This window comes from Massilia sp. ZL223 (assembly GCF_018119395.1).
Classification (GTDB): domain Bacteria; phylum Pseudomonadota; class Gammaproteobacteria; order Burkholderiales; family Burkholderiaceae_D; genus Telluria.
The window spans coordinates 41,306-64,625 of sequence record NZ_JAGPWD010000018.1 but is presented as its reverse complement, the minus strand read 5'-3'; the positions used below and the strand labels follow the sequence as shown (position 1 = coordinate 64,625).

General features: G+C 65.7%; 21 protein-coding genes. 8 read left to right on the top strand and 13 right to left on the bottom strand.

Going from position 1 to position 23,320, the window contains the following annotated elements; all coding sequences use genetic code 11:
- The first annotated feature begins 20 nt into the window (after positions 1-20).
- Positions 21-539, top strand: coding sequence for a DUF4124 domain-containing protein (locus KBW95_RS12965; protein ID WP_211528427.1), 519 nt, complete (start codon positions 21-23; stop codon positions 537-539).
- Here the strand turns inward: KBW95_RS12965 and KBW95_RS12960 are convergent.
- Together KBW95_RS12960 and KBW95_RS12955 are read right to left on the bottom strand one after the other, a co-directional pair.
- A complete protein-coding gene (locus KBW95_RS12960; RefSeq protein ID WP_211528447.1) occupies positions 536-844 on the bottom strand; it encodes an RnfH family protein in 309 nt (102 codons plus the stop codon). The two genes, KBW95_RS12965 and KBW95_RS12960, sit on opposite strands and share 4 nt — an antisense overlap.
- Position 845: 1 nt before the next feature.
- Positions 846-1,277: a type II toxin-antitoxin system RatA family toxin gene (locus tag KBW95_RS12955; protein WP_211525037.1), complete on the bottom strand. Its 432-nt coding sequence runs from the start codon at positions 1,275-1,277 to the stop codon at positions 846-848.
- A 97-nt stretch (positions 1,278-1,374) separates the two neighbouring features.
- Here KBW95_RS12955 and smpB point away from each other — a divergent pair, with 97 nt between their 5' ends.
- The gene (smpB, locus tag KBW95_RS12950; RefSeq protein ID WP_211525036.1) at positions 1,375-1,824 is read left to right on the top strand and encodes an SsrA-binding protein SmpB; all 450 of its coding nucleotides are present in this window, start codon (positions 1,375-1,377) and stop codon (positions 1,822-1,824) included.
- 40 nt (positions 1,825-1,864) lie between these two features.
- On the opposite strand, the gene KBW95_RS12945 is transcribed toward smpB, so the two are convergent.
- Both KBW95_RS12945 and lepB read right to left on the bottom strand, forming a co-directional pair.
- A complete protein-coding gene (locus KBW95_RS12945; RefSeq protein ID WP_211528426.1) occupies positions 1,865-3,046 on the bottom strand; it encodes a multidrug effflux MFS transporter in 1,182 nt (393 codons plus the stop codon).
- Positions 3,047-3,125: 79 nt separating this feature from the next.
- Positions 3,126-3,812, bottom strand: coding sequence for a signal peptidase I (lepB, locus tag KBW95_RS12940; protein ID WP_211525034.1), 687 nt, complete (start codon positions 3,810-3,812; stop codon positions 3,126-3,128).
- A gap of 174 nt (positions 3,813-3,986) precedes the next feature.
- Here lepB and ppk1 point away from each other — a divergent pair, with 174 nt between their 5' ends.
- Positions 3,987-6,137: a polyphosphate kinase 1 gene (ppk1, locus tag KBW95_RS12935; RefSeq protein WP_211528425.1), complete on the top strand. Its 2,151-nt coding sequence runs from the start codon at positions 3,987-3,989 to the stop codon at positions 6,135-6,137.
- The gene (locus KBW95_RS12930) at positions 6,109-6,576 is read left to right on the top strand and encodes a histidine phosphatase family protein (RefSeq protein WP_211528424.1); all 468 of its coding nucleotides are present in this window, start codon (positions 6,109-6,111) and stop codon (positions 6,574-6,576) included. The genes ppk1 and KBW95_RS12930 overlap by 29 nt, the downstream gene beginning before the upstream one ends.
- 136 nt (positions 6,577-6,712) lie before the next feature.
- Here KBW95_RS12930 and KBW95_RS12925 read toward each other — a convergent pair whose 3' ends face one another.
- From KBW95_RS12925 to KBW95_RS12910, 4 genes are all read right to left on the bottom strand, one after another.
- A complete protein-coding gene (locus tag KBW95_RS12925) occupies positions 6,713-7,840 on the bottom strand; it encodes a serine hydrolase (RefSeq protein WP_211528423.1) in 1,128 nt (375 codons plus the stop codon).
- 19 nt (positions 7,841-7,859) lie between these two features.
- Positions 7,860-9,308, bottom strand: a complete 1,449-nt coding sequence (locus KBW95_RS12920) for a Ppx/GppA phosphatase family protein (RefSeq protein WP_211528422.1) — start codon at positions 9,306-9,308, stop codon at positions 7,860-7,862.
- A gap of 112 nt (positions 9,309-9,420) precedes the next feature.
- Positions 9,421-9,603 (bottom strand): hypothetical protein, encoded by a 183-nt coding sequence (locus KBW95_RS12915; RefSeq protein ID WP_211528421.1) that lies wholly within the window; start codon positions 9,601-9,603, stop codon positions 9,421-9,423.
- The gene (locus KBW95_RS12910; protein ID WP_211528420.1) at positions 9,600-10,766 is read right to left on the bottom strand and encodes a PepSY domain-containing protein; all 1,167 of its coding nucleotides are present in this window, start codon (positions 10,764-10,766) and stop codon (positions 9,600-9,602) included. Before KBW95_RS12910 ends, KBW95_RS12915 begins: the two co-directional genes overlap by 4 nt.
- 107 nt (positions 10,767-10,873) lie before the next feature.
- Between KBW95_RS12910 and KBW95_RS12905 the strand changes: the two genes are divergently transcribed.
- Entirely contained in the window at positions 10,874-13,045 is a 2,172-nt protein-coding gene (locus KBW95_RS12905) for a TonB-dependent siderophore receptor (protein ID WP_211528419.1), read from the top strand.
- A 16-nt stretch (positions 13,046-13,061) separates the two neighbouring features.
- Here KBW95_RS12905 and KBW95_RS12900 read toward each other — a convergent pair whose 3' ends face one another.
- The 4 genes from KBW95_RS12900 to ppsA form a co-directional block, all read right to left on the bottom strand.
- Positions 13,062-13,871 (bottom strand): SDR family oxidoreductase, encoded by an 810-nt coding sequence (locus tag KBW95_RS12900; protein ID WP_211528418.1) that lies wholly within the window; start codon positions 13,869-13,871, stop codon positions 13,062-13,064.
- The gene (locus tag KBW95_RS12895; RefSeq protein ID WP_373888796.1) at positions 13,868-14,779 is read right to left on the bottom strand and encodes an SPFH domain-containing protein; all 912 of its coding nucleotides are present in this window, start codon (positions 14,777-14,779) and stop codon (positions 13,868-13,870) included. Before KBW95_RS12895 ends, KBW95_RS12900 begins: the two co-directional genes overlap by 4 nt.
- A gap of 45 nt (positions 14,780-14,824) precedes the next feature.
- On the bottom strand, positions 14,825-15,253 hold the full coding sequence (locus tag KBW95_RS12890; RefSeq protein ID WP_211525024.1) for an NfeD family protein: 429 nt from the start codon (positions 15,251-15,253) through the stop codon (positions 14,825-14,827).
- 204 nt (positions 15,254-15,457) lie between these two features.
- On the bottom strand, positions 15,458-17,902 hold the full coding sequence (ppsA, locus tag KBW95_RS12885; protein ID WP_211528417.1) for a phosphoenolpyruvate synthase: 2,445 nt from the start codon (positions 17,900-17,902) through the stop codon (positions 15,458-15,460).
- Positions 17,903-18,100: 198 nt separating this feature from the next.
- Between ppsA and KBW95_RS12880 the strand changes: the two genes are divergently transcribed.
- From KBW95_RS12880 to KBW95_RS12870, 3 genes are all read left to right on the top strand, one after another.
- A complete protein-coding gene (locus KBW95_RS12880) occupies positions 18,101-18,949 on the top strand; it encodes a pyruvate, water dikinase regulatory protein (protein WP_211525022.1) in 849 nt (282 codons plus the stop codon).
- A gap of 139 nt (positions 18,950-19,088) precedes the next feature.
- Positions 19,089-19,628 carry a heme NO-binding domain-containing protein gene (locus KBW95_RS12875; RefSeq protein WP_211528416.1) on the top strand — a complete coding sequence of 180 codons (540 nt, stop codon included), beginning with the start codon at positions 19,089-19,091 and terminating at the stop codon, positions 19,626-19,628.
- Between the two features lie 8 nt (positions 19,629-19,636).
- On the top strand, positions 19,637-21,667 hold the full coding sequence (locus KBW95_RS12870; RefSeq protein WP_211525020.1) for a bifunctional diguanylate cyclase/phosphodiesterase: 2,031 nt from the start codon (positions 19,637-19,639) through the stop codon (positions 21,665-21,667).
- A gap of 441 nt (positions 21,668-22,108) precedes the next feature.
- On the opposite strand, the gene KBW95_RS12865 is transcribed toward KBW95_RS12870, so the two are convergent.
- Positions 22,109-23,305, bottom strand: coding sequence for an EAL domain-containing protein (locus KBW95_RS12865; protein WP_211528415.1), 1,197 nt, complete (start codon positions 23,303-23,305; stop codon positions 22,109-22,111).
- Positions 23,306-23,320: the final 15 nt, after the last annotated feature.

Below are 23,320 nucleotides of genomic sequence, written 5' to 3'. Positions count from 1 at the left end.
GCTCATTCAGGAAACAAACCATGCCTACCAGCACTTCTTTCCGCCTCCTTGGCGCTACCCTGCTCTTCCTCGCCGCCCAGCTCGCCCATGCGCAATACGTGTGGATCGATGCGAACGGCACGCGGCAATATTCGGACCGCCCGCCGCCGCCGGGCACGCCGCCGCACAAGATCCTGAAAGCACCGGGCCGTCTCGCCACCGCTCCAACACCGGAAGCCAGCATCGACGCCGCCGCACCCGTAGCGCCGGCTGCCAAGCCAGCCGTTCCAAAAGGACCGCCGACGCTGGCCGAACGCGAGCAAGCCTTCCGCGAGCGCGCCAAGGAGCGAGCCGAGCAGGAACGCAAGGAGGCAACTGAGGCGGAACGCCGGCGCGAACTGGCCGAGCGCTGCGAAGCCGCGCGCGACGCCCAGGCGCAACTGGCCTCGGGCATCCGCATCGCCCGTTTCGACAAGGACGGCGAGCGCAGCTATATGTCGGATGAAGAAAAGGCCGCGAAAGCGGCCCAGGTGAATCGCGTCTTGAAGGACTGCCGCTAGCCAGCGCCGCCCGTCGCGGCGGCTTCCTTCTTGGCCGCCCGCTTGCGGCGCGAATCCTTCGGGTCCGCCACCAGCGGACGGTAGATCTCGATGCGGTCGCGCTCGCGCAGCACGGTGTCCAGCGTTTTTTTCTTGGCATAGATGCCGACCGGCTGGGTAGCCAGGTTAATCTCGGGGAAATCCTGCAGCACCCCGCTCTGCTCGATGGCTTCGCCGATGGTCGTGCCCGGCTTTACCTGCATCGGGCGTATCCATTCCTGCTTCGCATGGGCGTAGCAGACATAGACCTGCACCAGCTCGGTCATTTCAGTCATACAGGGCCTCCGCCCGCTTGCAGAAGGAGTCGACCATGCTGTTGGCGATCATCCCGAACACCGGCCCCACGATCTGCTCGAGGATAATGCTGGAGAATTCGTAATGCATGTCGAAGTCGATCTTGCAGGCATCGGCGCGCAGGGCCTTGAAGGTCCAGGTGCCTTCGAGCATCTTGAACGGGCCGTCGACCAGGTGCATCTTCATCTGGGTCGGGCGCTGGTTGTGGTTGGACGTGGTGAAGCTCTGCTTCACGCCGTGGAAGTTGATCGACAGCGAAGCCACCAGTTTCTCATCGGTGCGTTCGAGGATGTTGACACCTCCGCACCAGGGAAGAAACTTCGGATAATCTTCCACCTTCGCCACCAGATCGAACATCTGTTCTGCGCTATACCCGAGGAAAACTGATTTGTGTACTACTGCCATTGGTCAACCGTTTGTTATGATGTTAGATAAGTTGCATGTTGCGCCGTAGAAGCGCGATAAGCAGTAGTTTAACCGACACGCGAATTTTCGCTATTTCATGAGTATCGCTGACAATAAAAAAGCATTTTTCGACTACTTCATCGAGGACCGCTACGAAGCCGGCCTGGTGCTGGAAGGTTGGGAAGTCAAGGCCATCCGCGAAGGCCGGGTGCAGATCAAGGAAGCCTATGTGATGGTGCGCAATGGCGAACTGTTCCTGTTCGGCGCCCACGTGAGTTCGCTCCCGACGGCCTCGGCCTGGAGCCATCCGGAAGCCCTGCGCACCCGCAAGCTGCTGCTGCACCGCGCCGAAATCGACAAGCTGATCGGCAAGGTCGAGCGTTCGGGCTACACGCTCGTGCCGCTCAACCTGCATTTCAAGAAGGGACGCGTGAAGTGCGAGATCGGCCTTGCCAAGGGCAAGAAGCAGCACGACAAGCGCAACACCGAGAAGGACCGCGACGCCAAGCGCGAAGTCGCGTCGGCGATGAAGCAGCACCGCCGCTGATTCCGGACGGCCGGCAGCCCCGCCGCCGGCCGCGCGAAACTTATACGGCCGGCGTGGCGGCGCGCACCGACGCGCGCCATGCGATAAAGCTCAGCACCAACCCCACCGCCACGCCCAGCGCCAGCTTGAACGCGCTCCCGAACAGCAGCGGCGCCACCAGGCCCGACACCAGGGCGAAGGACATCATCTGGATGAAGCCCACCATCGAGGCGGCCAGCCCGCGGTTGTCCGGGAACAGGCCCATGGCCGTCAGCTGGATCGCCGGCATCGCCACCGCCAGGCCGAAGGTGTAGATGAACAGCGGCAACACAGCCCAGGGCACTACCGCCGGGAACAGCGCGTTGTAGCCGACGTTCAGCACGGCCGCCAGGCCCATCACTGCATAGCCGATCCACATCAGGCGCGCCGGCGGCAGCCTGGACGCGCGCTTGCCGCCCCAGGCCGAACCGATCACCATGCCGCCGATCAGCGGGATGAACATCCAGGCGAAGGCCGTCTCCGGCAGGCCCAGGATCTCCATGACGAAATTGGCTGCCGAGCCGATATAGAGCGAGAGGCCGCCGAAGGCCATGCCCACCGCCAGCGACAGCAGCACGAATTGCGGACGGCGCAGCACCATCAGGTAGTTGCGGCCGATGGTCACCGGGTGGAAGACCTGGCGCTTCTCGCGCGGCAGGCTCTCGGGCAGCAGGCGCAGGCAGAGCAGGATCATGGCCGTGCCGAAGATCGCCAGGAAGATGAAGGTGGAGCGCCAGCCGAAGCTCACGTGCAGCCAGCCGCCCAGCACCGGCGCAATGGCCGGCGCCAGGCCGAACACCATCATGATGTGGGACATGATCTTCTGCGCCTGCGGACCGGCGAAGCGGTCCTGGACGATGGCCTGGCCGATCACCGAGCCGGCGCCGGCCGAAAGGCCCTGCAGCGCGCGGCAGGCCAGCAGCGCGCCGAAGGTCGGCGCAAAGGCGGCGCCGATCGACGCCAGGGTGTACACCGTGAGCGCGGCCAGGATCACCGGCCGGCGTCCGAAGGAATCGGACAGGGTGCCGTAGAACAGCATCATGAAGGCGAAGCAGAACAGGAAGACGCTCAGGGTCTGCTGCACCGCCACCGGGCCGACGCCGAATTCGACGCCGATCGCGGGCATCGAGGGCAGATAGGTGTCGATCGCCAGCGCCCCGATCATGCCGAGGCAGGCGAGGATGACGGTCATGAGTCGCTGCATGTGCCATGCCTTTCCAAACAAATCCGGCACTGCACCATGCAGACATCCCGGGGACGGGATTTTACTTTATTTCACAGAATTAATTTTCCGCGCCCTCGTTCCGCAGCGACATGCCGAAGCGGCTGGTGCGCGGCATCCAGTTGCCCTGGTAGTCGGCCGATACCAGGATGCGCTCGGCGCGGCCGATCAGCTTTTTGCGCGGGACCAGGCCAATGACGCGCGAGTCGCCGCTGTCGTCGCGGTTATCGCCCAGCATCAGGTAATGGTCGGCGGGAATGCGCACCGGGCCGAAGTTGCGCAGCGCCAGCTTTTGCGGCAGCACCTGGATGCGCTGGCGGGCGCCGCCGACGGTTTCCTCCATGCGGATGGCCTGCTGTTCAGTCCCGTGGGAACGCTCGCGGGTGACCTCCGACACCTGGTACCGGGCCGGCACGCCGTTGACGACCAGGCGCTCGTCGCGCATCTCGATCACGTCGCCCGGCAGCGCCAGCACGCGCTTGATCAGGCGGGTGCCGTCCGGCTGCGGCGAGGTGAAGGTGACCACGTCTCCCCGGCTCGGTTCGCCAAGGCGCGCCACGATCACATCGGTCAATGGTATCTTGAGGTCGAAGGCCAGCCGGTTGACGAAGACCACGTCGCCCTCCAGCAGGTTGGGCCGCATCGATGCCGATGGAATCGGATTCCAGTCGGCGACCGCGGTGCGGAACACGCCGAACAGGCACAGGAAAAGAATGAAGCCTTTGTTGGCGCGCAGCAGGTCTTTCACGGTCGGCCCCTGGTAGTCATGGTAGAGCTGTCTTTATACGCCGGCATTCTTTAACGATGCTTAAGTGTCAACTGAGGGTTAACACACCCGCCTGGAGCCGAGTCGAACGTGGATGTCACCAAGTTGTCATATTATCCATCTACACTGCCTGCGCGACTACTTCGACGCAGACATATGGACATGAAAACCAAGGCCATCGAGGCCGAGCTCAAACAGCTTCCGGACGGCGGGGCCTTCCTCAACCGCGAGCTGTCGCTGCTGGAATTCAACCGCCGGGTGCTGGCCCAGGCGGAGGATCCTTCGATTCCCTTGCTCGAACGCCTGCGCTTCCTGTGCATCGTGTGCAGCAACCTGGATGAGTTCTTCGAGGTGCGGGTCGCCAGCCTGCTCGCCCAGCACCAGTTCGATCGCGCCCAGGGCGGCCTGCCCGACCACCTTGCGGCCACCCTGGAACGCGCCAGCGCCGAATGCCGCCACCTGATCGCGCGCCAGTACAGCCTGTTCAACAACGAGATTCATCCCCAGCTGGCGGAAAACGGCATCCACCTGCTGCGCCGGGGCGACCGCAATGCCGCCCAGCGCGCCTGGGTCAAGCAGTTCTTCGACCGCGAAGTGCGCCCGCTCCTGACGCCGATCGGCCTGGACCCGGCCCACCCCTTCCCGCGCGTGATCAACAAGAGCCTGAACTTCATCGTCGAACTGGAAGGCAAGGACGCCTTCGGGCGCGGCACCGCCATCGCCATCATGAAGGCGCCGCGGGTGCTGCCGCGCGTGATCCGCCTGCCTGACGAACTGTCGGACAAAAAGGGCGCATCCTACTGCCTGCTGTCCTCGGTGATCCAGGCCCACATGGCGGACTTGTTCACCGGCCGCGAGGTGGTGTCCTATTCCCAGTTCCGGGTCACGCGCAACAGCGACCTGTGGGTGGACGAGGAAGAGGTCAAGAACCTGCGTCAGGCCCTCCAGAGCGAACTCCATAGCCGCAACTACGGCTTCGCGGTGCGCCTCGAAGTCGGCCGCGCCTGTCCCGAACACCTGTCGGCCTTCCTGCTCGACCAGTTCAACATCGACCGCTCGCGCCTGTTCACGGTCGACGGCCCGGTCAACCTGGGGCGCCTGCTGGAAGTGGTCAACACCAACAACCAGCCGGAACTCAAGTTCCCGCCTTTCGTCGCGGGCTATCCGCCCAGGCTGGCAGCGCCGGACATCTTCGCCACCCTGCGCAAGCACGACGTGCTGCTGCACCATCCCTACGAGACCTTCCAGCCGGTCATCGATTTCATCCAGTGCGCGGCGAACGACCCCTGCGTGGTGGCGATCAAGCAGACCATCTACCGCGCCGGAATGAACTCGGAACTGATGGAAGCCCTGATCGCCGCCGCGCGGCGCGGCAAGGAAGTGACGGTCATCGTCGAACTGATGGCGCGCTTCGACGAGGAAGCCAACATCAACTGGGCCGAGAAGCTCGAACAGGCCGGCGCCCAGGTGGTATACGGCGTGGTGGGCCTGAAGACCCACGCCAAGATGGCGCTGGTACTGCGCCGCGAGCCGCAGGGCCTGCGCCGCTACGCCCACCTCGGCACCGGCAACTACAACCCGACCACGGCCAAGTTCTACACCGACTTCGGCCTGCTCACGGCCGATGCCGACCTGACGGCCGACGTCAACGAGGTGTTCATCCACCTCACCAGCATGACCCGCCCCAAGCAGCTCACCAGCATCTGGCTGGCGCCCTTCTCGCTGCAGAAGGAGCTGGTGCGGGCGATCCGCAACGAAGCCGAGCTGGCGCGCCACGGCAAGCCGGGACGCATCGTGGCGAAGATGAATTCGCTCACGGACGAATCGGTGATCAAGGCTTTGTACGAGGCCTCCGAGGCCGGCGTGCGCATCGACTTGGTCGTGCGCGGCGCCTGCTCGCTGCGCCCCGGCGTGCCCGGCTTGTCGGAGAACATCAAGGTGCGTTCGATCGTCGGACGCTTCCTGGAGCACACGCGGGTCTTCTATTTCCGGAACAATCTCAAGCACGACATCTGGCTCAGCAGCGCGGACTGGATGAACCGCAACCTGTTCCGGCGCGTGGAGATCGCTTTCCCGATCCGCTCGCCGGCGCTGAAGCGCCGCGTGATGCGCGAAGGCCTGCATCCCTACCTGAAGGACAACGTCAATGCCTGGGAGCTGGCCAGCGACGGCCGCTACCGCCGCCGCAAGCCGCGCGGCAAGCAGAAACCCCTGAGCGCCCAGCAGACCTTGATGGACATGCTGGGTGGCGCCAACCACCCCGCCAAGGAGAACGAGCATGGAACTGATCCTGTGGCGCCACGCTGAGGCTGAGCCGGGGGCGCCGGATGGAGACGACAATGCGCGTGCGCTGACCTCCAAGGGAAAACGCCACGCTGCGCGCGTGGGGGCATGGCTCGAGCGCACCCTGCCGGATGACTGCCGCATCCTTACCAGTCCGGCCAAGCGCTGCGTCCAGACCGTCAAGGCGCTTGGGCGGCGCTACGAAGTGGTCGAGGCACTGGGTACGGATTCGAGTGCGGAGGCGATCATCCAGGCGGCGGGCTGGCCGGGGAACCGGCAGCCGGCGCTGGTGGTCGGGCATCAGCCGCTGCTGGGCGAAGTGGCGTCCTCGGTGCTGTCCGGGCGCAAGCAGGACTGGCGGATTCGCAAGGCGGGTGTGTTCTGGATCGAGCACAAAGGCAGTGATGGCATTCCGTACATCCGGCTGGTGGTCGGACCGGACCTGATCGGCAAGCTTCGCTAGCGCGTTACCCAGGTGAGTTAACTTCAGCACGTCATTCCGGCGAAGGCCGGAATCCAAGTTAAGCGTCTCGACAGCACTTGCAGAACTTGGGTTCCGGCCTTCGCCGGAACGACGGGCATGGGCTAACTGAGCGCTTTCAGCGCTGAGGCGCCTTGTCGCCGTACTCCCAACGCCACGGCATGTCGTTCTCACCCAGCACCATGCGCACCAACTCCGGAAAGATACGCTCGGCCCGCACATCATTCGCCAGCAGCACCACGCAACGCCTGCGCGCGTCCAGGCACACCACCATATTCCCGGTACTGTCATTGTGCCCGCCCTTGAACCACCCCAGCCCGCTGCGGTCCTGGAAGCTCACCAGCCCCAGTCCCGCAGCGATCCCCTCCTGCGGCGCCCCCGCTTCCGGGACCAGGGTCGGAAACTGGCTGCGCGACCGGATAGGCAGCTGCGGCCGCACCAGCTCCGCCCGCATACGCGCGCTCAAGCCTTCGCCACGCTGGACGGCCGCCCAGAAGCGCGCCTGGTCCGCGATCGTCGTGTCCATCGACCCCGCCGCGCTCACCTTGCTGCGCTCGTCGTGCGGCTCCATCTTGCCGTCGATCGTGTAGCCATCCGCCAGGTTCGCCGCGAAGTCCGGCCGCCAGCGCATGCTGGTATTAAGCATGCCGAAGCGGTCAAAAATCCGTCTCTGCATCTCCTGCGCCACGTCCAGCCCGAGCCCCTGCTCGAGGATGTACTGGAGCAGATAGATGCCCTCGCCCGAATAGGCATAGCGGCTGCCCGGGTCAAAATGGATGCGGATCTTCTCGTCGGGCTCGAGCCAGCTGAAGTTGGCGAAGCCGCCGCTGTGGGTGAGCAGGATGCGCGGCGTGAGCTTGCGCCAGCGTTCGTCGCCGGCGAGGGGCGCGTAGTCGGTGCGCTGGTTGCGGTACTCGGGCAAAGGTTTCGGCAGCAGCCGGGTGACCGGCGTGTCGAGGTCCAGCCGTCCCTCGTCGACCAGCTGCAGCACCATGTAGGCGAACGCAGTCTTGGTGAGCGAGGCGCCGTACATGATCGTGTTGCTTTCGAGCGGCAGATTGCGTTCGACATTGCGCTTGCCGTAGCTGGCGAGCTTGACGACCTTGCCGTCCTCGATGACGGCTAGCGCGAGACCCTGGATCTGTTCGCGCCGCATCAGGGCCGCTACCGCGTCGTCCGAAACCGCCGGCGCCGACGCGCAGCCGCCCAGCGCAAGGGAAACGAGGAAGGCTGCGATCCATTTCATGGCTGCCTCCTCGCCCTGCTCACCGCACCTGGAACGGCAAGCCGATCTCGTTCCAGAACCCCTCTTCCTTCTCGAACCAGGGCGCCAGGGTCGGATGCTTCGCCAGCAGGTCCGGCGGCAGCTCGATCTCGACCCGCCCCTTCAGCCGCAGCCTCAGGCCCGCCAGGTCCTCGTCCGCGCGCGCATGCATGAACACCACGGCCAGGCGCAGCGCCAGCACCGCCTTGGCCAGGTCGGGTTCGCCGAGCGATTCGCGGATCTTGCGCAGGTTGCCCTTCTGCCCCAGCACCAGGGTGCTCATCAGGCGCTGTTCGCGGGTGGTGAAGCCCGCCAGGTCCGCGTTCTCGACGATGTAGGCGCCATGCTTGTGCGCCCCGGTCATCGACACGGCCAGGCCCACCTCATGCAGCATGCTGCTCCAGGCCAGGTAGTGATGCAAGTTGTCGCCCTGCGGCTGCAGCCGTTCGTACATCGCCGCAGCGATGCCGGCGGTGCGCATCGCGCGCTGGGGATCGACGTCGAAGCGGCGCAGGCAGGCGCGGATGGCGGCGTCGCGCCGGTCGCGGTGGTTGGCGCGCAGCTCCAGGTCGGACAGCACGCCCAGGCGCAGTCCGGCGTTGATGGCCGTCAGGCGCGGAATCTTCAGTTCCTGCATCACGCCGATCAGCACCGTCAGTCCGCCGACCATGACGGGCACCCGTTCTTTTTTTACGCCCGGCAGGCTGAAGGCGTCGACGTGGCCCAGTTCCAGCAGGATGTCGCGCAGCGCATGCAGGCTGGCCTGCGACACCGTCCCATCGCCGATGGTGTTGCGGGCGATGACCTCGGAGATCGCGCGCATGGTGCCGGAGGAGCCGTAGGCGGCGTCCCAGCCCTGGGCGTGGTACTGGGCGGCGGCGTCCTCGAAGCGGGCCCGCGCGGCCGTGACGGCGGCATCGAACGCGCGCGCGTTGATGCGGCCGTCGGCGAAATAGGCCGCCGTCTGGGGATGGGTGCCGATGCCGAAGGACTCGACCAGGGTGATCTCGGCGCCGGTGCCGGTAATGACTTCGGTGGAGCCGCCGCCGATGTCCACCACGATGCGGCGCTCGTCCGGCTTGTCGATGGCGCGCGACACGCCCATGTAGATCAGGCGGCCCTCTTCCTCGCCGGAGATGATCTCGATCGGATAGCCGATGGCCTGCTCGGCCAGCGGCAGCAGCACGTCGGCGTTGCGCGCCACGCGCATGGTGTTGGTGGCGACCACGCGCACGGCGTCCAGGTGGTATTCGCCGAGGATCTTGCGGAAGTCTTCCAGGCAGCGGATGGCGGTGCGCATGGCCGCCTCGCTCAGCATGTTGTCGCTGTCGAGGCCCGCCGCCAGGCGGATCGGATCGCGCGCCGTGCGCACGATGTGCATGCGGCCGCCCGCCGGCTCGCCGATATGCAGGCGGAAGCTGTTGGAGCCGAGATCGACTGCTGCGAACATGGCGCCCTTTCGGATGAGTTCGGGCGCAACCCGGTGCGCGCCCTGCCGGGCCGAGTATACCGCTTAGCAGGGACCCCGGCCAAGGTGCGCACGCTCCGGCGCGGGTTCCGGTTTACGGGCGGGAACGTGGGCGGCGCAGGCTGTACCAGGCGCCGACCGCGACCGGCGCGCCAAGCGTAAGGGCCGACACGAGGTCCCAAACGCCGTCGCCGAGCAGGGCCGCGATCAGGCCGACGACGGTGAGGACGGCCAGCAGCAGCGGCGCGCCCCAGATCTGCATGGTGCTGCGGGTCATGAAGCCTCCTTGCGTACGAGCGCGGGCACCTCGCGTTCCGGCGCCTTGACTAGTTGGCGGACGGCCGCTTTGGCGGCGCGGCCCCGCTTGAGCCACAGGTACAGGCCCGTGACGAGGATGACGATGGTGGCGATGTCGAGCATCGCCCAGAAGAATTTCATCCACTGGCCGCCGTAGTCGCCGAAATGCAGGGGCTGCGACAGCAGCAGCGCGGTCAGGTACCACGGCAGCTCGCGGCGGTCGGTGATCTCGCCGGTCTCGGCATCGATCAGCACCGGCTTGTACAGGCGCGAGCTGAAGGCCTCGTCGCCGCGCATGTAGATGCCGTAATGGTGCGGGCTGGTGAAGGGCGTCCCCGGGAACGCCACGAAGCCGACCTTCATGCCCGGCTCGGCCGCCTCGGCGCGCTGGATGGCGTCGTGGATCGACGCCATCCTGGCGGGCGGCGGGCTGCCCTCGTAGGGTTTGAGCATCTCGGCGATCTCGGTGGTCTGCCAGACCTTGAGCAGCACGTCGGCCCAGGTGTTGACCATGCCGGTCGCGCCGACCACGAAGGCCCAGACCAGGGTCACGATGCCGAGCAGGTTGTGGATGTCCAGCCACTTGAGGCGCGGGGTGCGCCCGCGCCGCACATCGCCGAACTCGAGCTTGCGCATGAAGGGCGAATACAGCACCGCGCCGCTCACGATGGCCACCAGCAGGAGCAGGCCCATGAAACCCAGGAACAGCTTGCCGTACAGGCCGGCGAACAGGTCCACATGCAGGCGGAACATGGTCGACATGAAGGCGCCGCCCTCGAAGGCCGGCTCGGTGATCACCTTCGTGGTGCGCGCGTCCACCGCGATCGGCTTGTAGTGCTCGTCGTTCGGGTGGTCGCCCAGCGTGACGTTCCAGATCGCGGGCTCGTCGGCTTCCTGCGACATGTACATCGCGATCTTGTTGGGATAAAGCTCCTTGGCCGAGGCGAGCACCGCGTCGATGTTGCCGCGCGGGGTGTCCGCCGGCATGGCCGGGGCTTCGACGTCGGTGCCGAGCAGGTGGCCGATTTCGTGGTGATAGATCAGTGGCAGGCCGGTAAGGCACAGCAGCAGCATGAATACGGTGCAAACCAGGCTGCTCCACTTGTGGATCCAGCTCCAGCGGCGCAGGGAAACGGGGGACATGAGGTTTCGGTCGGATGAGGTCGACAAATAATAATGGTTCTCATTTACAGAAGCAAGCGTTAGCGCTAAAATGATAAGCATTCTCATTTAGAAAAAGAGCAACACTCATGCGTTCGCACCGCCTCAGCCTCACTCCGGTGGCATTCGCCGCCGCCCTCCTCGCCATCTCCACCGCGCATGCCCAGGAATCCACCGACCAGCCGATCGCCACCGTAGTGGTGAGCGCCTCGGCCGATGCCTCGGCCCAGGGCTTGCCCTCCGCCTACGCAGGCGGCCAGGTGGCGCGCGGCGGCCGCCTCGGCCTGCTGGGCAACGTGGACATCATGGACGCGCCGTTCAACGCCACCAACTACACCCAGGCGCTGATCCAGGACCAGCAGGCGCGCGGCGTGGCCGACGTGCTGCAGAACGATCCTTCGGTGCGCGTGGCGCGCGGCTTCGGCAACTACCAGGAGCTGTACATGATCCGCGGCTTCCAGGTGAACTCGGACGACCTGGCCTATAACGGCCTGTTCGGCCTGTTGCCGCGCCAGTTCGTGGCTTCCGAGCTGCTCGAGCGCGTGGAAGTGCTGCGCGGCGCGAACAGCTTCATCAACGGCGCCGCGCCGGGCGGCGGCGGCATCGGCGGCGCGATCAACCTGCTGCCCAAGCGCGCACCCAACGCGCCGCTGTCGCGCGTCACGGCGGGCGTGGAAAGCGGCGGCCAGGGCTATGTGGCCGCCGACGTGGCGCGCCGTTTCGGCGCGGAGAACCGTGCCGGCATCCGCGTCAACGCCGTGCGCCGCGACGGCGACACCGCGGTCGACCGCGAGAACCGCGAGCTGAGCGTGTACTCGATCGGGATGGATTACCGTGGCCGCGGCTACCGCCTGTCGGCCGACGTCGGCCACCAGGACCATACCCTCACCGCCGCACGCCCCAGCGTGACCCTGGCAGCGGGTGTGCCGATGATCGCGGCGCCCGAGGCCGACCGCAACTTCGCGCAGCCCTGGACCACCTCCGAGGAGCGCGACACCTTCGGCACCGTGCGCGGCGAAGTCGACCTGCCGGGCGGCGCGACCGCCTGGGCGGCCTTCGGCATGCGCAAGGGCGACGAATTCAACGTCATCTCCTCGCCGACCGTCTCCGCCGCCGACGGCAGCGGCACCATGAGCCGCTTCGACAACGTACGCGAAGACAAGGTGCGCACCGGCGAGGCCGGCGTGCGCGCAGAGCTGCGCACCGGCGGCATCAAGCACAGCCTGAGCGCGGCCGCATCCGGCTTCCATTCGGAATCGAAGAACGCCTATGGCATGAGCGACTTCGCGGGCTTCGCCGCCAACATTTATCGCCCCACCGACGCCGCGCCGCCCTCCTCGCGCTTCTTCACCGGCGGCGACATGGGCAATCCGCTGCTGACCGCCAAGACCATCCTGTCGAGCTACGCGCTGGCCGATACGCTGTCCTTCGCGGGCGACACCGTGCTGCTGAGCGTGGGCCTGCGCCACCAGAAGATCAAGGACTTCGGCTACGACTACAACAGCGGCGTCCAGTATTCGGCCTACGAGGCGAGCGAGAACACGCCGCTGGCGGGCCTGGTCTTCAAGCCGGCCAAGAACCTGTCGCTGTACGCGAACTACAGCGAGGCGCTGCAAAAGGGGCCGGTGGCCTCGGGCATCGACATCGTCAACGTCGGTGAAGTGTTCGCGCCCTTCGTCTCGCGCCAGAAGGAAGTCGGGGTCAAATACGACGGCGGCCGCCTGGGCCTGAGCGCGGCCCTGTTCAGCACCAGCCAGCCTTCGGCCTACATCGAGAACCGCCGCTTCGGCGTGTATGGCGAGCAGCGCAACCGCGGCCTGGAAGTGTCGGTGTTCGGCAGCCCGCTGCGCGGCCTGCGCCTGCTGGGCGGCCTGACCCTGCTGGACGCGGAACAGCGCCGCACCGCCGGCGGCGTCAACGAGGGCAAGGATGCGATCGGCGTGCCGAAGACCCAGCTGAACCTGGGCGTGGATTGGGACGTGCCTGGCATGCAGGGCCTGGCGCTGAATGCGCGCACGGTCTATACCTCGGGCCAGTATGCGGATGCGGCGAACACCCAGAAGCTGCCGTCCTGGGCCCGCCTCGACATCGGCGCCAACTATACCGCTCGCCTGTTCGATCGCGACGTCACCCTGCGTGCGCGTGTCGACAACGTCACCGACAAGAACTACTGGGCGTCGGCAGGCGGCTACCCGGGCTACGGCTACCTGGTGTTGGGCGCGCCGCGCAGCGTCGTGGTGTCGGGATCGGTCGACTTCTGAGTTAGCGTTTGCCGCATCAGTGCGGGCGCTGTTCGTCTTTCACGGCGGCCAGCGCCATTTTTTCGACCAGGCCCGGGGCCAGCAGCTTGAGTAGGCGCCCCAGCTTGCCTTTCGTGGTCATCACGACCTCGCGCCGGCGGCCTTCCATGCCGTCGATGATCAGGCGCGCACACTCTTCCACCGGCATGGCGTCTTCCTCTTTCAGGCCGCTGACACCGGCCGCCTCTCCCTTGGCGTTGTAGCCGCGATAGCGAATCTGCGTCGCCACCACGCCCGGATAGGCGGTCGTGACGCTCACACAGGCGCCCTTGAGTTCCAGGCGCAGCGCTTCGAAGAAGCCGGTCATCGCAAATTTGGACGCGCTGTAGGCCGTGCGTCCCGGCACGCCGACCAGGCCCGCCAGCGAGGACACGGCCACGATGCTGCCGCGCGCCGCCTTCAGGTGCGGCAGCGCCGCCTGCGTGCACCACACGCTGCCCCACAGGTTCACGCGCATCAGGTCCTCGTACCAGCCCAGGTCCTCGACCTGCTCGAACAAGGCGTGCGCCGAGCGGCCCGCGTTATTGACCAGGACGTCGATACGGCCGAAGCGGGCCACGGCCTGTTCGACCAGGGCACGGCAGTCTTCCTGCCGGCCCACGTCGGCCGGCACCGCCAGCGTCTGGGCGCCGAGCGCCTGGCATTGCCCGGCCACGGTCTCCAACTGCGCCGCACCGCGCGCCGCCAGCACCAGGGCCAGGCCCGCGCCCTCCTTCGCCGCCAGCTGGCGCGCCATCTCGGCGCCGATGCCGTCGGAAGCCCCGGTGATGACGACCACGCGCGTCATTTTTGCGCCTTCACGATCTGCAGGGCGCTGGCGATCACGCTGCTCATGTCGCCCATATTGGCCGGCACGATCAGCGAGTTGTTGGTCTTGGCCAGATTGCCGAAGGCGTCGACGTAGTGCTCGGCCACGCGCAGGCTGACGGCGTCCATGCCGCCCGGCTCGCGGATCGCCGCGCCCACCTGGCGCAGCGCCGAGGCGCTCGCCTCCGCCAGCGCGACGATGGCGCTGGCATCGCCCTGGGCGCGGTTGATGGCGGCCTGGCGCTCGCCTTCCGAACGGGCAATGGCCGCCTCGCGCTCGCCGCTGGCGATGTTGATCTGCTCCTGGCGGCGTCCTTCCGACGCCGCGATCAGGGCGCGCTTCTCGCGTTCGGCCGTGATCTGGCGCTGCATCGCGTGCAGGATCTCGGCCGGCGGGGTCAGGTCCTTGATCTCGTAGCGCAGGACCTTCACGCCCCAGTTGGCGGCCGATTCGTCGATCGCGTTGACGATGGTGGTGTTGATGTGGTCGCGCTCCTCGAAGGTCTTGTCCAGCTCCATCTTGCCGATCACCGAACGCAAGGTGGTCTGGGCCAGCTGGGTGATGGCCTGGATGTAGTTCGAGGAACCGTAGGAGGCGCGCATGGCGTCGGTCACCTGGAAGTACAGGATGCCATCGACCTGCAGCTGGGTGTTGTCGCGCGTGATGCAGACCTGGGGCGGCACGTCGAGCGGAATCTCCTTCAGGCTGTGCTTGTAGGCGATGCGGTCGATGAAGGGCACGACGATATTCAGGCCCGGCGCCAGGGTGGCGTGGTACTTGCCCAGGCGTTCCACCACCCAAGCGTGCTGCTGGGGCACGACGTTGATCGTCTTGAAGACGAAGACCAGGGCGATCCCGAAGACCACCAGCGCAACCATGCTGAACATTTCCATTGGCATCCCTTATTGTTGTGTGTGATGTATTCGCTCGTCTTATGCGTCCGCGACGATCAGGCGGTTACCGTGCACCTCGACGATGCGGAAGTCGCCCGGCTGGTCCGAGGCGCCGGGGCGCAGCTCGACGTCCCACAGCGCGCCGCGGTACATCACGCGCGCGCGCCTTCCCTGCCACTGCGGCACGCTGACGCGCTGGCCGATGTCGAGGTTCATGTTGGGGTCATTGGCTGCCTGGTCCCCCTTGCGTGCGGCCTTGCCGAAGCGGCTGCGGCGCAGCACCAGGGTGGCCGCGACGCCGACGGCGGCCGCAACCAGCGTCTGCAACGGACCGCTCAGGCCGGCCAGCGCCGCCAGCGCGCCGGCGCACAGGCCCAGCGCGATCATGAGCAGGTAGAAGGTCCCGGTGAAAAGCTCGGCAATCACCAGGATGCCGGCGCCAATCAGCCAGATCGTCCAGTCGGACATGTGCGTCTCCTCGTTCCAGGGCTGTAAATGAAAAAACCCCCGTCACCCGAAACGGGTAGCGAGGGTTTTGCGAATTCGTGCGAGTCGTTTTGATAGTGGTCTAAGCGGCAACGAAATCATTCTCCCCAGTGTAGCACCTGCAGCCACGACTGGGGAAGACTTGCCTTACTTAGAAGCAATACACCTGCGATCGCACGGCCTCGATTACATCGACGCCAGCTTCTGCCAGGTATCGATCACCGAGTCCGGGTTCAGCGACATCGACTCGATGCCCTGCTCCATCAGCCAGACCGCGAAGTCCGGATTGTCCGAAGGGCCCTGGCCGCAGATGCCGATGTACTTGCCTTGCTCCCGGCAAGCCTTGATCGCCATCGACAGCATGGCTTTCACGGCCGGATCGCGCTCGTCGAAGTCCTTGGCCAGCAGTTCCATGCCCGAGTCGCGGTCCAGGCCCAGGGTCAGCTGGGTCAGGTCGTTCGAGCCGATCGAGAAGCCGTCGAAGTACTGCAGGAACTGCTCGGCCAGGATGGCGTTGGACGGCACCTCGCACATCATGATCAGGCGCAGGCCGTTCTCGCCGCGCTTCAGGCCGTACTTGGCCAGCAGGTTCACGACCGCCTCGGCCTGGCCCAGGGTACGCACGAACGGGACCATCAGTTCGACGTTGGTCAGGCCCATCTCTTCGCGCACGCGCTTCATGGCCATGCATTCCATCTCGAAGGACTCGGCGAAGTCCTCGGCCAGGTAGCGCGCGGCGCCGCGGAAGCCCAGCATCGGGTTTTCTTCGTCCGGCTCGTAGCGCGAACCGCCGATCAGCTTCTTGTACTCGTTCGACTTGAAGTCCGACAGACGCACGATGACCGGCTTCGGCCAGAAGGCGGCGGCGATGGTCGCCACGCCTTCAGCCAGCTTGTCGACGTAGAAGGCGCGCGGCGAAGCGTGGCCGCGGGCCACCGACTCCACCGCCTTCTTCAGGTCGGCGTCGATGTTCGGGTACTCGAGGATGGCCTTCGGGTGCACGCCGATGTTGTTGTTGATGATGAACTCAAGGCGCGCCAGGCCGACGCCGCCGTTCGGCACCGACTGGAAGTCGAAGGCCAGCTGCGGATTGCCGACGTTGAGCATGATCTTGGTCTTGAGCGGCGGCAGCGCGCCGCGCGAGACTTCGGTCACTTCGGTTTCGAGGATGCCGTCGTAGATGCGGCCTTCGTCGCCTTCGGCGCAGGACACGGTCACGAAGGTGCCGTCCTTCAGCGCCTCGGTGGCGTCGCCGCAGCCCACGACCGCCGGCACGCCCAGTTCACGGGCGATGATCGCCGCGTGGCAGGTACGTCCGCCGCGGTTGGTGACGATGGCGGCGGCGCGCTTCATGACCGGTTCCCAGTTCGGGTCGGTCATGTCGGCCACCAGCACGTCGCCCGGCTGCACGCGTTCCATCTCCGACGGGTCGGTGATGACGCGCACCGGGCCGGCGCCGATCTTCTGGCCGATCGCGCGGCCGGAAGTCAGCACGGTGCCCGAGCCCTTGAGCTTGAAACGCTGCTGGGCGTCGCTCGCCTTTTCCTGCGACTTCACGGTTTCCGGACGCGCCTGCAGGATGTACAGCTGGCCGTCGCGGCCGTCCTTGCCCCACTCGATGTCCATCGGACGGCCGTAGTGGTTCTCGATGATGACGGCGTACTTCGCCAGCTCGACGACATCGGAGTCGAGCAGCGAGTAGCGGTTGCGCAGTTCGATCGGTACGTCCACGGTCTTGACCGAGCGGCCGGCCTTGGCCTCGCTGGTGAACTCCATCTTGATCAGCTTGGAGCCGATGTTGCGGCGGATGACCGGCGACTTGCCCTGCGCGAGCATCGGCTTGTGCACGTAGAATTCGTCCGGATTGACGGCGCCCTGCACCACGGTCTCGCCCAGGCCGTAGCTCGAGGTCACGAATACCACGTCCTTGAAGCCCGATTCGGTGTCGATGGTGAACATCACGCCCGATGAGCCCAGGTCCGAACGGACCATGCGCTGCACGCCGGCCGACAGCGCGACTTCGGCGTGGGTGAAGCCCTTGTGCACGCGGTAGGAGATCGCGCGGTCGTTGTACAGCGAGGCGAAGACGTGCTTCATCGCTTCCAGCACGTTGTCGATGCCGACCACGTTCAGGAAGCTCTCCTGCTGGCCTGCGAACGAGGCGTCCGGCAGGTCTTCGGCGGTCGCCGAGGAACGCACGGCGAACGAGACTTCGGTACTCGAACCGGCCACCAGGCGCTCGTAGAAGGCGCGGATCTCCTGCTCCAGGCGCGGCTGGAACGGGGTGTCGATGATCCACTGGCGGATCTCGGCGCCGGCTGCGGCCAGCGCGCGCACGTCGTCGACGTCGAGCGTTTCGAGGCGGGTGGCGATGCGGTCAGCGAGCGACGGTCCGCCATTGACGCTATGGCTGAGGAAGTCGCGGAAGGCGTCCGCCGTGGTGGCGAAGCCGCCCGGCACGCGCACGCCGGCGCCGGCCAGCTGGCTGATCATCTCGCCGAGCGAGGCGTTCTTGCCGCCGACCGACTCGACGTCGGTCATGCGCAGGTTCTCGAACGACGCCACGTAGACCTTGTCCGCGCGGCCCGCCTGGTCAGGCTCCTTCAACACTCCAGTTGCTAGGTTAGTCATGGTAAAACACCCTTACTTGATGATAGAAACCTGTTGGCGCAAGTGCGGGGCAGCGGAGATGTGTTCTTGTTATTCTGTCCGCCGTGCAGCACAATGCATGTCCGTTGCCAAGCATTTTAACCTGTGACCGGATGATGTACAGCACATAAGCTTATATGCTTGTCACCTGGTTAGTCATTTCCACCTGCGTTCCGACCCATGACCGAAGAAATCCGCTCCTCCCTGACCCCTTCGTCGCGCACCGTGTTCTTCGTCTCCGACGGCACCGGCATCACGGCGGAGACCTTCGGCCATGCCGTGCTGAGCCAGTTCGAGATGCGTTTCCGCCAGATCCGCATTCCCTTCATCGACTCGATCGACAAGGCCTACGACGCAGCGCGCCGCATCAACGAAAGCTTCGCGCGCGACGGCCAGCGGCCGATCGTGTTCTCGACCCTGGTGAAGCACGACCTGTCGAGCGTGATCCGGGCCGCGAACGGCATGCACATGGACCTGTTCCAGACCTTCGTCTCGCCGCTCGAGCAGGAACTGGGCGTCAAGTCGACCCATACCATCGGGCGTATCCACAACGCGGTGGATACCGAGGAATACAAGAACCGCATCGAGGCGATCAACTTCTCGCTGGCGCACGACGACGGCCAGTCGCACAAGAACCTGGCCGAGGCTGACGTGATCCTGGTGGGCGTGTCGCGCTCGGGCAAGACCCCGACCAGCCTCTATCTGGCGATGCAGTACGGCCTGAAGGCGGCCAACTATCCCCTGATTCCGGACGACTTCGAACGCGGCAAGCTGCCTTCCTCGCTGCCGCCGTTCAAGAGCAAGCTGTTCGGGCTGACCATCACGCCCGAGCGCCTGTCGCAGATCCGGAACGAGCGCCGCGCCGGCAGCAAATATGCGTCGATCGAGAACTGCCGCTACGAGGTCAACGAGGCCGAAGCGATGATGAAGCGCGAAGGCATCCGCTGGCTGTCCTCGACCACCAAGTCGATCGAGGAAATCGCCACCACGATCCTGCAAGAGATCAAGCCCGACCGCCGGGAATACTGATCGATTGACAACAGGTGTGGTCGGAATGCCACGTGTTGCGGTTTTGAACCTGTGCCGGTTCGCCGAATTGGTGTTGCCTCTGAGATATAAAAGCAATCTACGTGTAAAATTCGTGCACGTATTGATTTAGAGGCATCCCATGAAAGGCATCGTTTTCAATCTCCTCGAGGAAGCGGTCACGACCGAGTTCGGCGAGGCCACCTGGGATCGCCTGCTCGACGACGCCGGGCTCGGTGGCGCGTATACATCGCTCGGCAGCTACGACGACGCCGAGGTGTTCCGCCTGGTCGAAGTGGCCTCGGCGGCGCTGAACATTCCGCCCCAGGACGTGCTGCGCTGGTTCGGACGGCGCGCCATGCCCATCCTGGTGCAGCGCTATCCGGGCTTCTTCGCGCCGCACACCAGCGCGCGCAGCTTCCTGCTGACCCTCAACAACCTGATCCACCCGGAAGTGCGCAAGCTCTATCCGGGCGCCACGCCGCCGGTATTCGACTTCGACACCAGCAGCAACGAGACCCTGGTCATCGGCTACAACTCGCAGCGCAAGCTGTGCGCGCTGGCCGAGGGCTTCATGCAGGGCGCGGCTTCGCACTTCGGCGAGCAGGCCGACGTGCACCAGTCCCAGTGCATGCACGAACACGCCGACAAGTGCGTGTTCCACGTGCGCTTCGCCAAGTGAACGCAGCCATGTCCGGCGCCGGCGGCGCATCCGAGGTCGACGCGGCCGCCGAGATCGCGCGCCTGCAGCGGCGCCTGAAGCGCGAGGTCGCGGCGCGCCAGGAAGCGGAAGCCATCGCCGAGCGCGGCCTGCGCGACCTGTTCCAGCGCCAGCAGGAGATCGCCCTGCTGGAGAGCATCGCGGTCGCATCCAACGAAGCCGCCAGCGTGGAAGACGCGATGCGCCACGCGCTGGAGGCGGTGTGCCGCTATACCGGCTGGCCGCTGGGGCACCTGCTGCTGGTGACCACCCACGACGCGGCGCTCGATTCGACGGCCGTCTGGCACGACGACGGCGGCGGACGTTTCGACCGCTTGCGCGCGGAGACCGAAGCCAGTGTCTTCACGAGCGGGGTCGGTTTGCCGGGCAAGGTGCTGGCCACGGCGGCGCCGGCCACGGTCAACGTCGGCGAAGCGACGCTCGCCGACCTGCCGCGCCTGCCGGTGCTGGTGAACGTCGGCATGGCCTCGCTGTTCGCCTTCCCGGTGGTGATCGGGACCGAGGTGGTGGCCGTGCTCGAATTCTTCGGGCTCGAGCGCCAGACGCCGGCGGATGGCATGCTGCGCCTGATGGCCCAGGTAGGCACCCAGCTGGGACGCGTGATCGAACGGCGGCGCGCCCAGGAACGCCTGCTGCACGACGCCCTGCACGATCCGCTGACGGAGCTGGGCAACCGCAAGCTCTTCCTCGACCGGCTCGAGCACTTCCTGATGCGCTCCAAACGCATGCCCGAGTACCAGTTCGCCGTACTGTTCGTGGACCTGGACCGGTTCAAGGCGATCAACGACGGCCTGGGGCACAGCGCGGGCGACCAGGTGATCGTCGCCACGGCGCGGCGCCTGACGGCCTGCCTGCGCGAGACGGATATGGTCATGCGCGACATGGTGATGCGCGACGCGCTTGGCGGCGACCACCACGTCGTGTCGCGCCTGGGCGGCGACGAATTCACCATCCTGATCGACAGCGTCAGCGACGCCGCCACGCCGATCCGCATCGCCGAGCGCCTCCTGAAGGCCCTGGCGGCGCCGCTGCAGATCGGGCAGCACCAGGTGTATGTGACGGCCAGCATCGGCATCGCCATGAGTTCGAGCGGCTACAGCGACGTGCAGGTGATGCTGCGCGACGCCGACATCGCGATGTACCACGCCAAGCAGAACGGGCGCGCGCGCTGGATGATGTTCGACCAGACCATGCAGGAAGGCGCGCTGCGGCGCCTGACCCTGGAGGCGGAACTGCGCCTGGCGCTGCCGGGCCAGCAGTTCTTCCTGCAGTACCAGCCGATCGTCTCGCCGCAGGATGGCATGATCCGCGGCTTCGAAGCGCTGCTGCGCTGGCGCCATCCGGTGCTGGGCATGATCTCGCCGGTCGAATTCATTCCGGTGGCCGAGGAAGTGGGCCTGATCGGCCAGATCGGCGGCTGGGTGCTGGAGCAGGCCTGCCGCCAGCTGCGCGCCTGGCAGGACGCCGGTTCAAGCTCGCTGAGCATGAGCGTGAACGTGTCCGCGATCCAGCTGACCGACGGCGAACTGGTGGACATGGTCACGCGCGTGCTGGCCGACACCGGCATTGCGCATGGCAGCCTGAAACTGGAGCTGACGGAAAGCGCGGTGATGGCCGACCCGGAGCATGCGCTGGCCATCTTCCAGCAGCTGAAGGCCCTGGGCGTGCGCCTGAGCCTGGACGACTTCGGCACCGGCTATTCGTCGCTGAGCCATTTGCGGCGCCTGCCGATCGACACCCTGAAGATCGACCGTTCCTTCGTGAGCGCGATGGACAGCCACGCCGACAAGCGCGAGATCGCCGGCGTGGTGGTCATGCTGGCGCGCGCGCTGGGGCTGGACGTGGTGGCGGAAGGCGTCGAAACGAACGCCGAGGTCGACATCCTGCGCGAGATGGGGAGCGACTTCGTGCAAGGCTACTACTTCTTCCGCCCCCTCGACCACGAAGCCGCGAGCCTCGCCCTCTCCCAGCAACTCCCTCCCCAGCCGCTCCGCGCCTGAACAGCGGGGAACACCGGGGTCAGAGTCGAATTGTTGAGCAATTACCCGAAGTTGCCAAACAATTCGACTCCGACCCTGCTTGTTGATGAGAAAAGCGAAGTCTGAACAAAGAGGGTCGGAGTCGAATTCTTTGGCAATTCTGAGAAATTTCCCAATAATTCGACTCTGACCCTAATTTATTTCGGCTGGTCTTAGCGCGATAAGCGCCCTTGAGCTTGGCTTATATTCCGGCTAGGAATTTTCCAGCCTGACGAGACTGCTTTAATGCGGCAAAAATAAATAGGGTCAGAGTCGAATTGTTGGGAAATTCCCCAATGTTGTCATTTAATTCGACTCTGACCCTGATTTATTGTCGGGGTAATGGAGTATGGGCAAATGGGGTCGGAGTCGGATTGTTTGGCAATTCTGGAGAATTTCCCAACAATTCGACTCTGACCCTATTTAGAAGAAGTGGCGCCAGTCTTCGAGCCAGCCGGGGAAGGCGGCGGCTTCCATGGGGTTGGCGATGTGGTAGCCCTGGGCGTAGGTGCAGCCCAGGTCTTGCAGGAAGTCCCAGTCCTGGCGCGTCTCGACGCCGACCGCGACCGACATGCGGTCCAGGCTGTGCGCCAGGCCCAGGCAGGAGCGCAGGACCGTACCCAGCGGGCGGCGCTTGGAGGCGCCGTCGACGAAGCTGCGGTCGATCTTCAATTCCGAGAAGGGGATGCGCGCCAACAGCTGCAGGTTGGAACGGCCCGTGCCGTAGTCGTCGATCGCCAGGCCGAAACCCATCATCCGCAGACGCACCAGGCGCTCGATGAAGTGCGGGTCGGTGTTCAGCACCGAGGATTCGCTCATCTCGAAAGTCACGTAGTCCGGCATCACCTTGTGACGGCTCAGGCAACCCGTGATCTGGCGCACGAAGTTGGGATGGCCCAGCGTCTCGGGGGCAATGTTCAGCGAGATCGAGATCGGGATGCCCTTGTCGTGGAACACGCGGCACTGCTGCACCGACATCTCGATCATGCTCCAGTCCAGGAAGTCCACCCGCCCGCTTTCGACCAGCGCGTCGATGAAGGAAGTCGGCCCCAGCACGCCGTGCTCGGGATGGCGCCAGCGCGCAAAGGCTTCCAGGCCTTTCACCTGGCCGGTGGCGAGCTCGATCTTGGGCTGGAAGAAGGGTTCGAACTGGCGCTTCTGCAGGCCGATGCCGATCTCCTGGAAGGAAAAACGCGGCCCTTCGGCGCGCGCATCGTGCTTCGGCAGCGGCGCGTAGTTGTCGAGCAGGGGCTTGAGCTTGGCCGCCGTGACCGGCTTGGAGATCGTGCCCAGCAGGTCCACGCCATAGGCCTGGGCCAGGGTCTCCACCGAGAACAGCAGGCCGGCCGGCTGGGCCCCGGTGACGACCAGGCGCACCGGCGAGCCGACCGTGCCCAGGTTGCGGATCAGCTCCAGCCCATCCATCCCGGGCAAGGCCAGGTCGACGACGGCGATGTGCACCGCCGGGCCCAGGGCCGGATCCAGGCTCTGCATGGCGATGTGCCCGTCGGGCACGTCCGTCACCTGGCTGGCCCCCAGCTGCCCGAGCAGCTCCACCAGCGTCCGGCGCTGCGCCGTGTCGGCTTCCGCCACCAGAAAATGCAAATGCGCGATGTCCATCCTTACTCCAGTTCA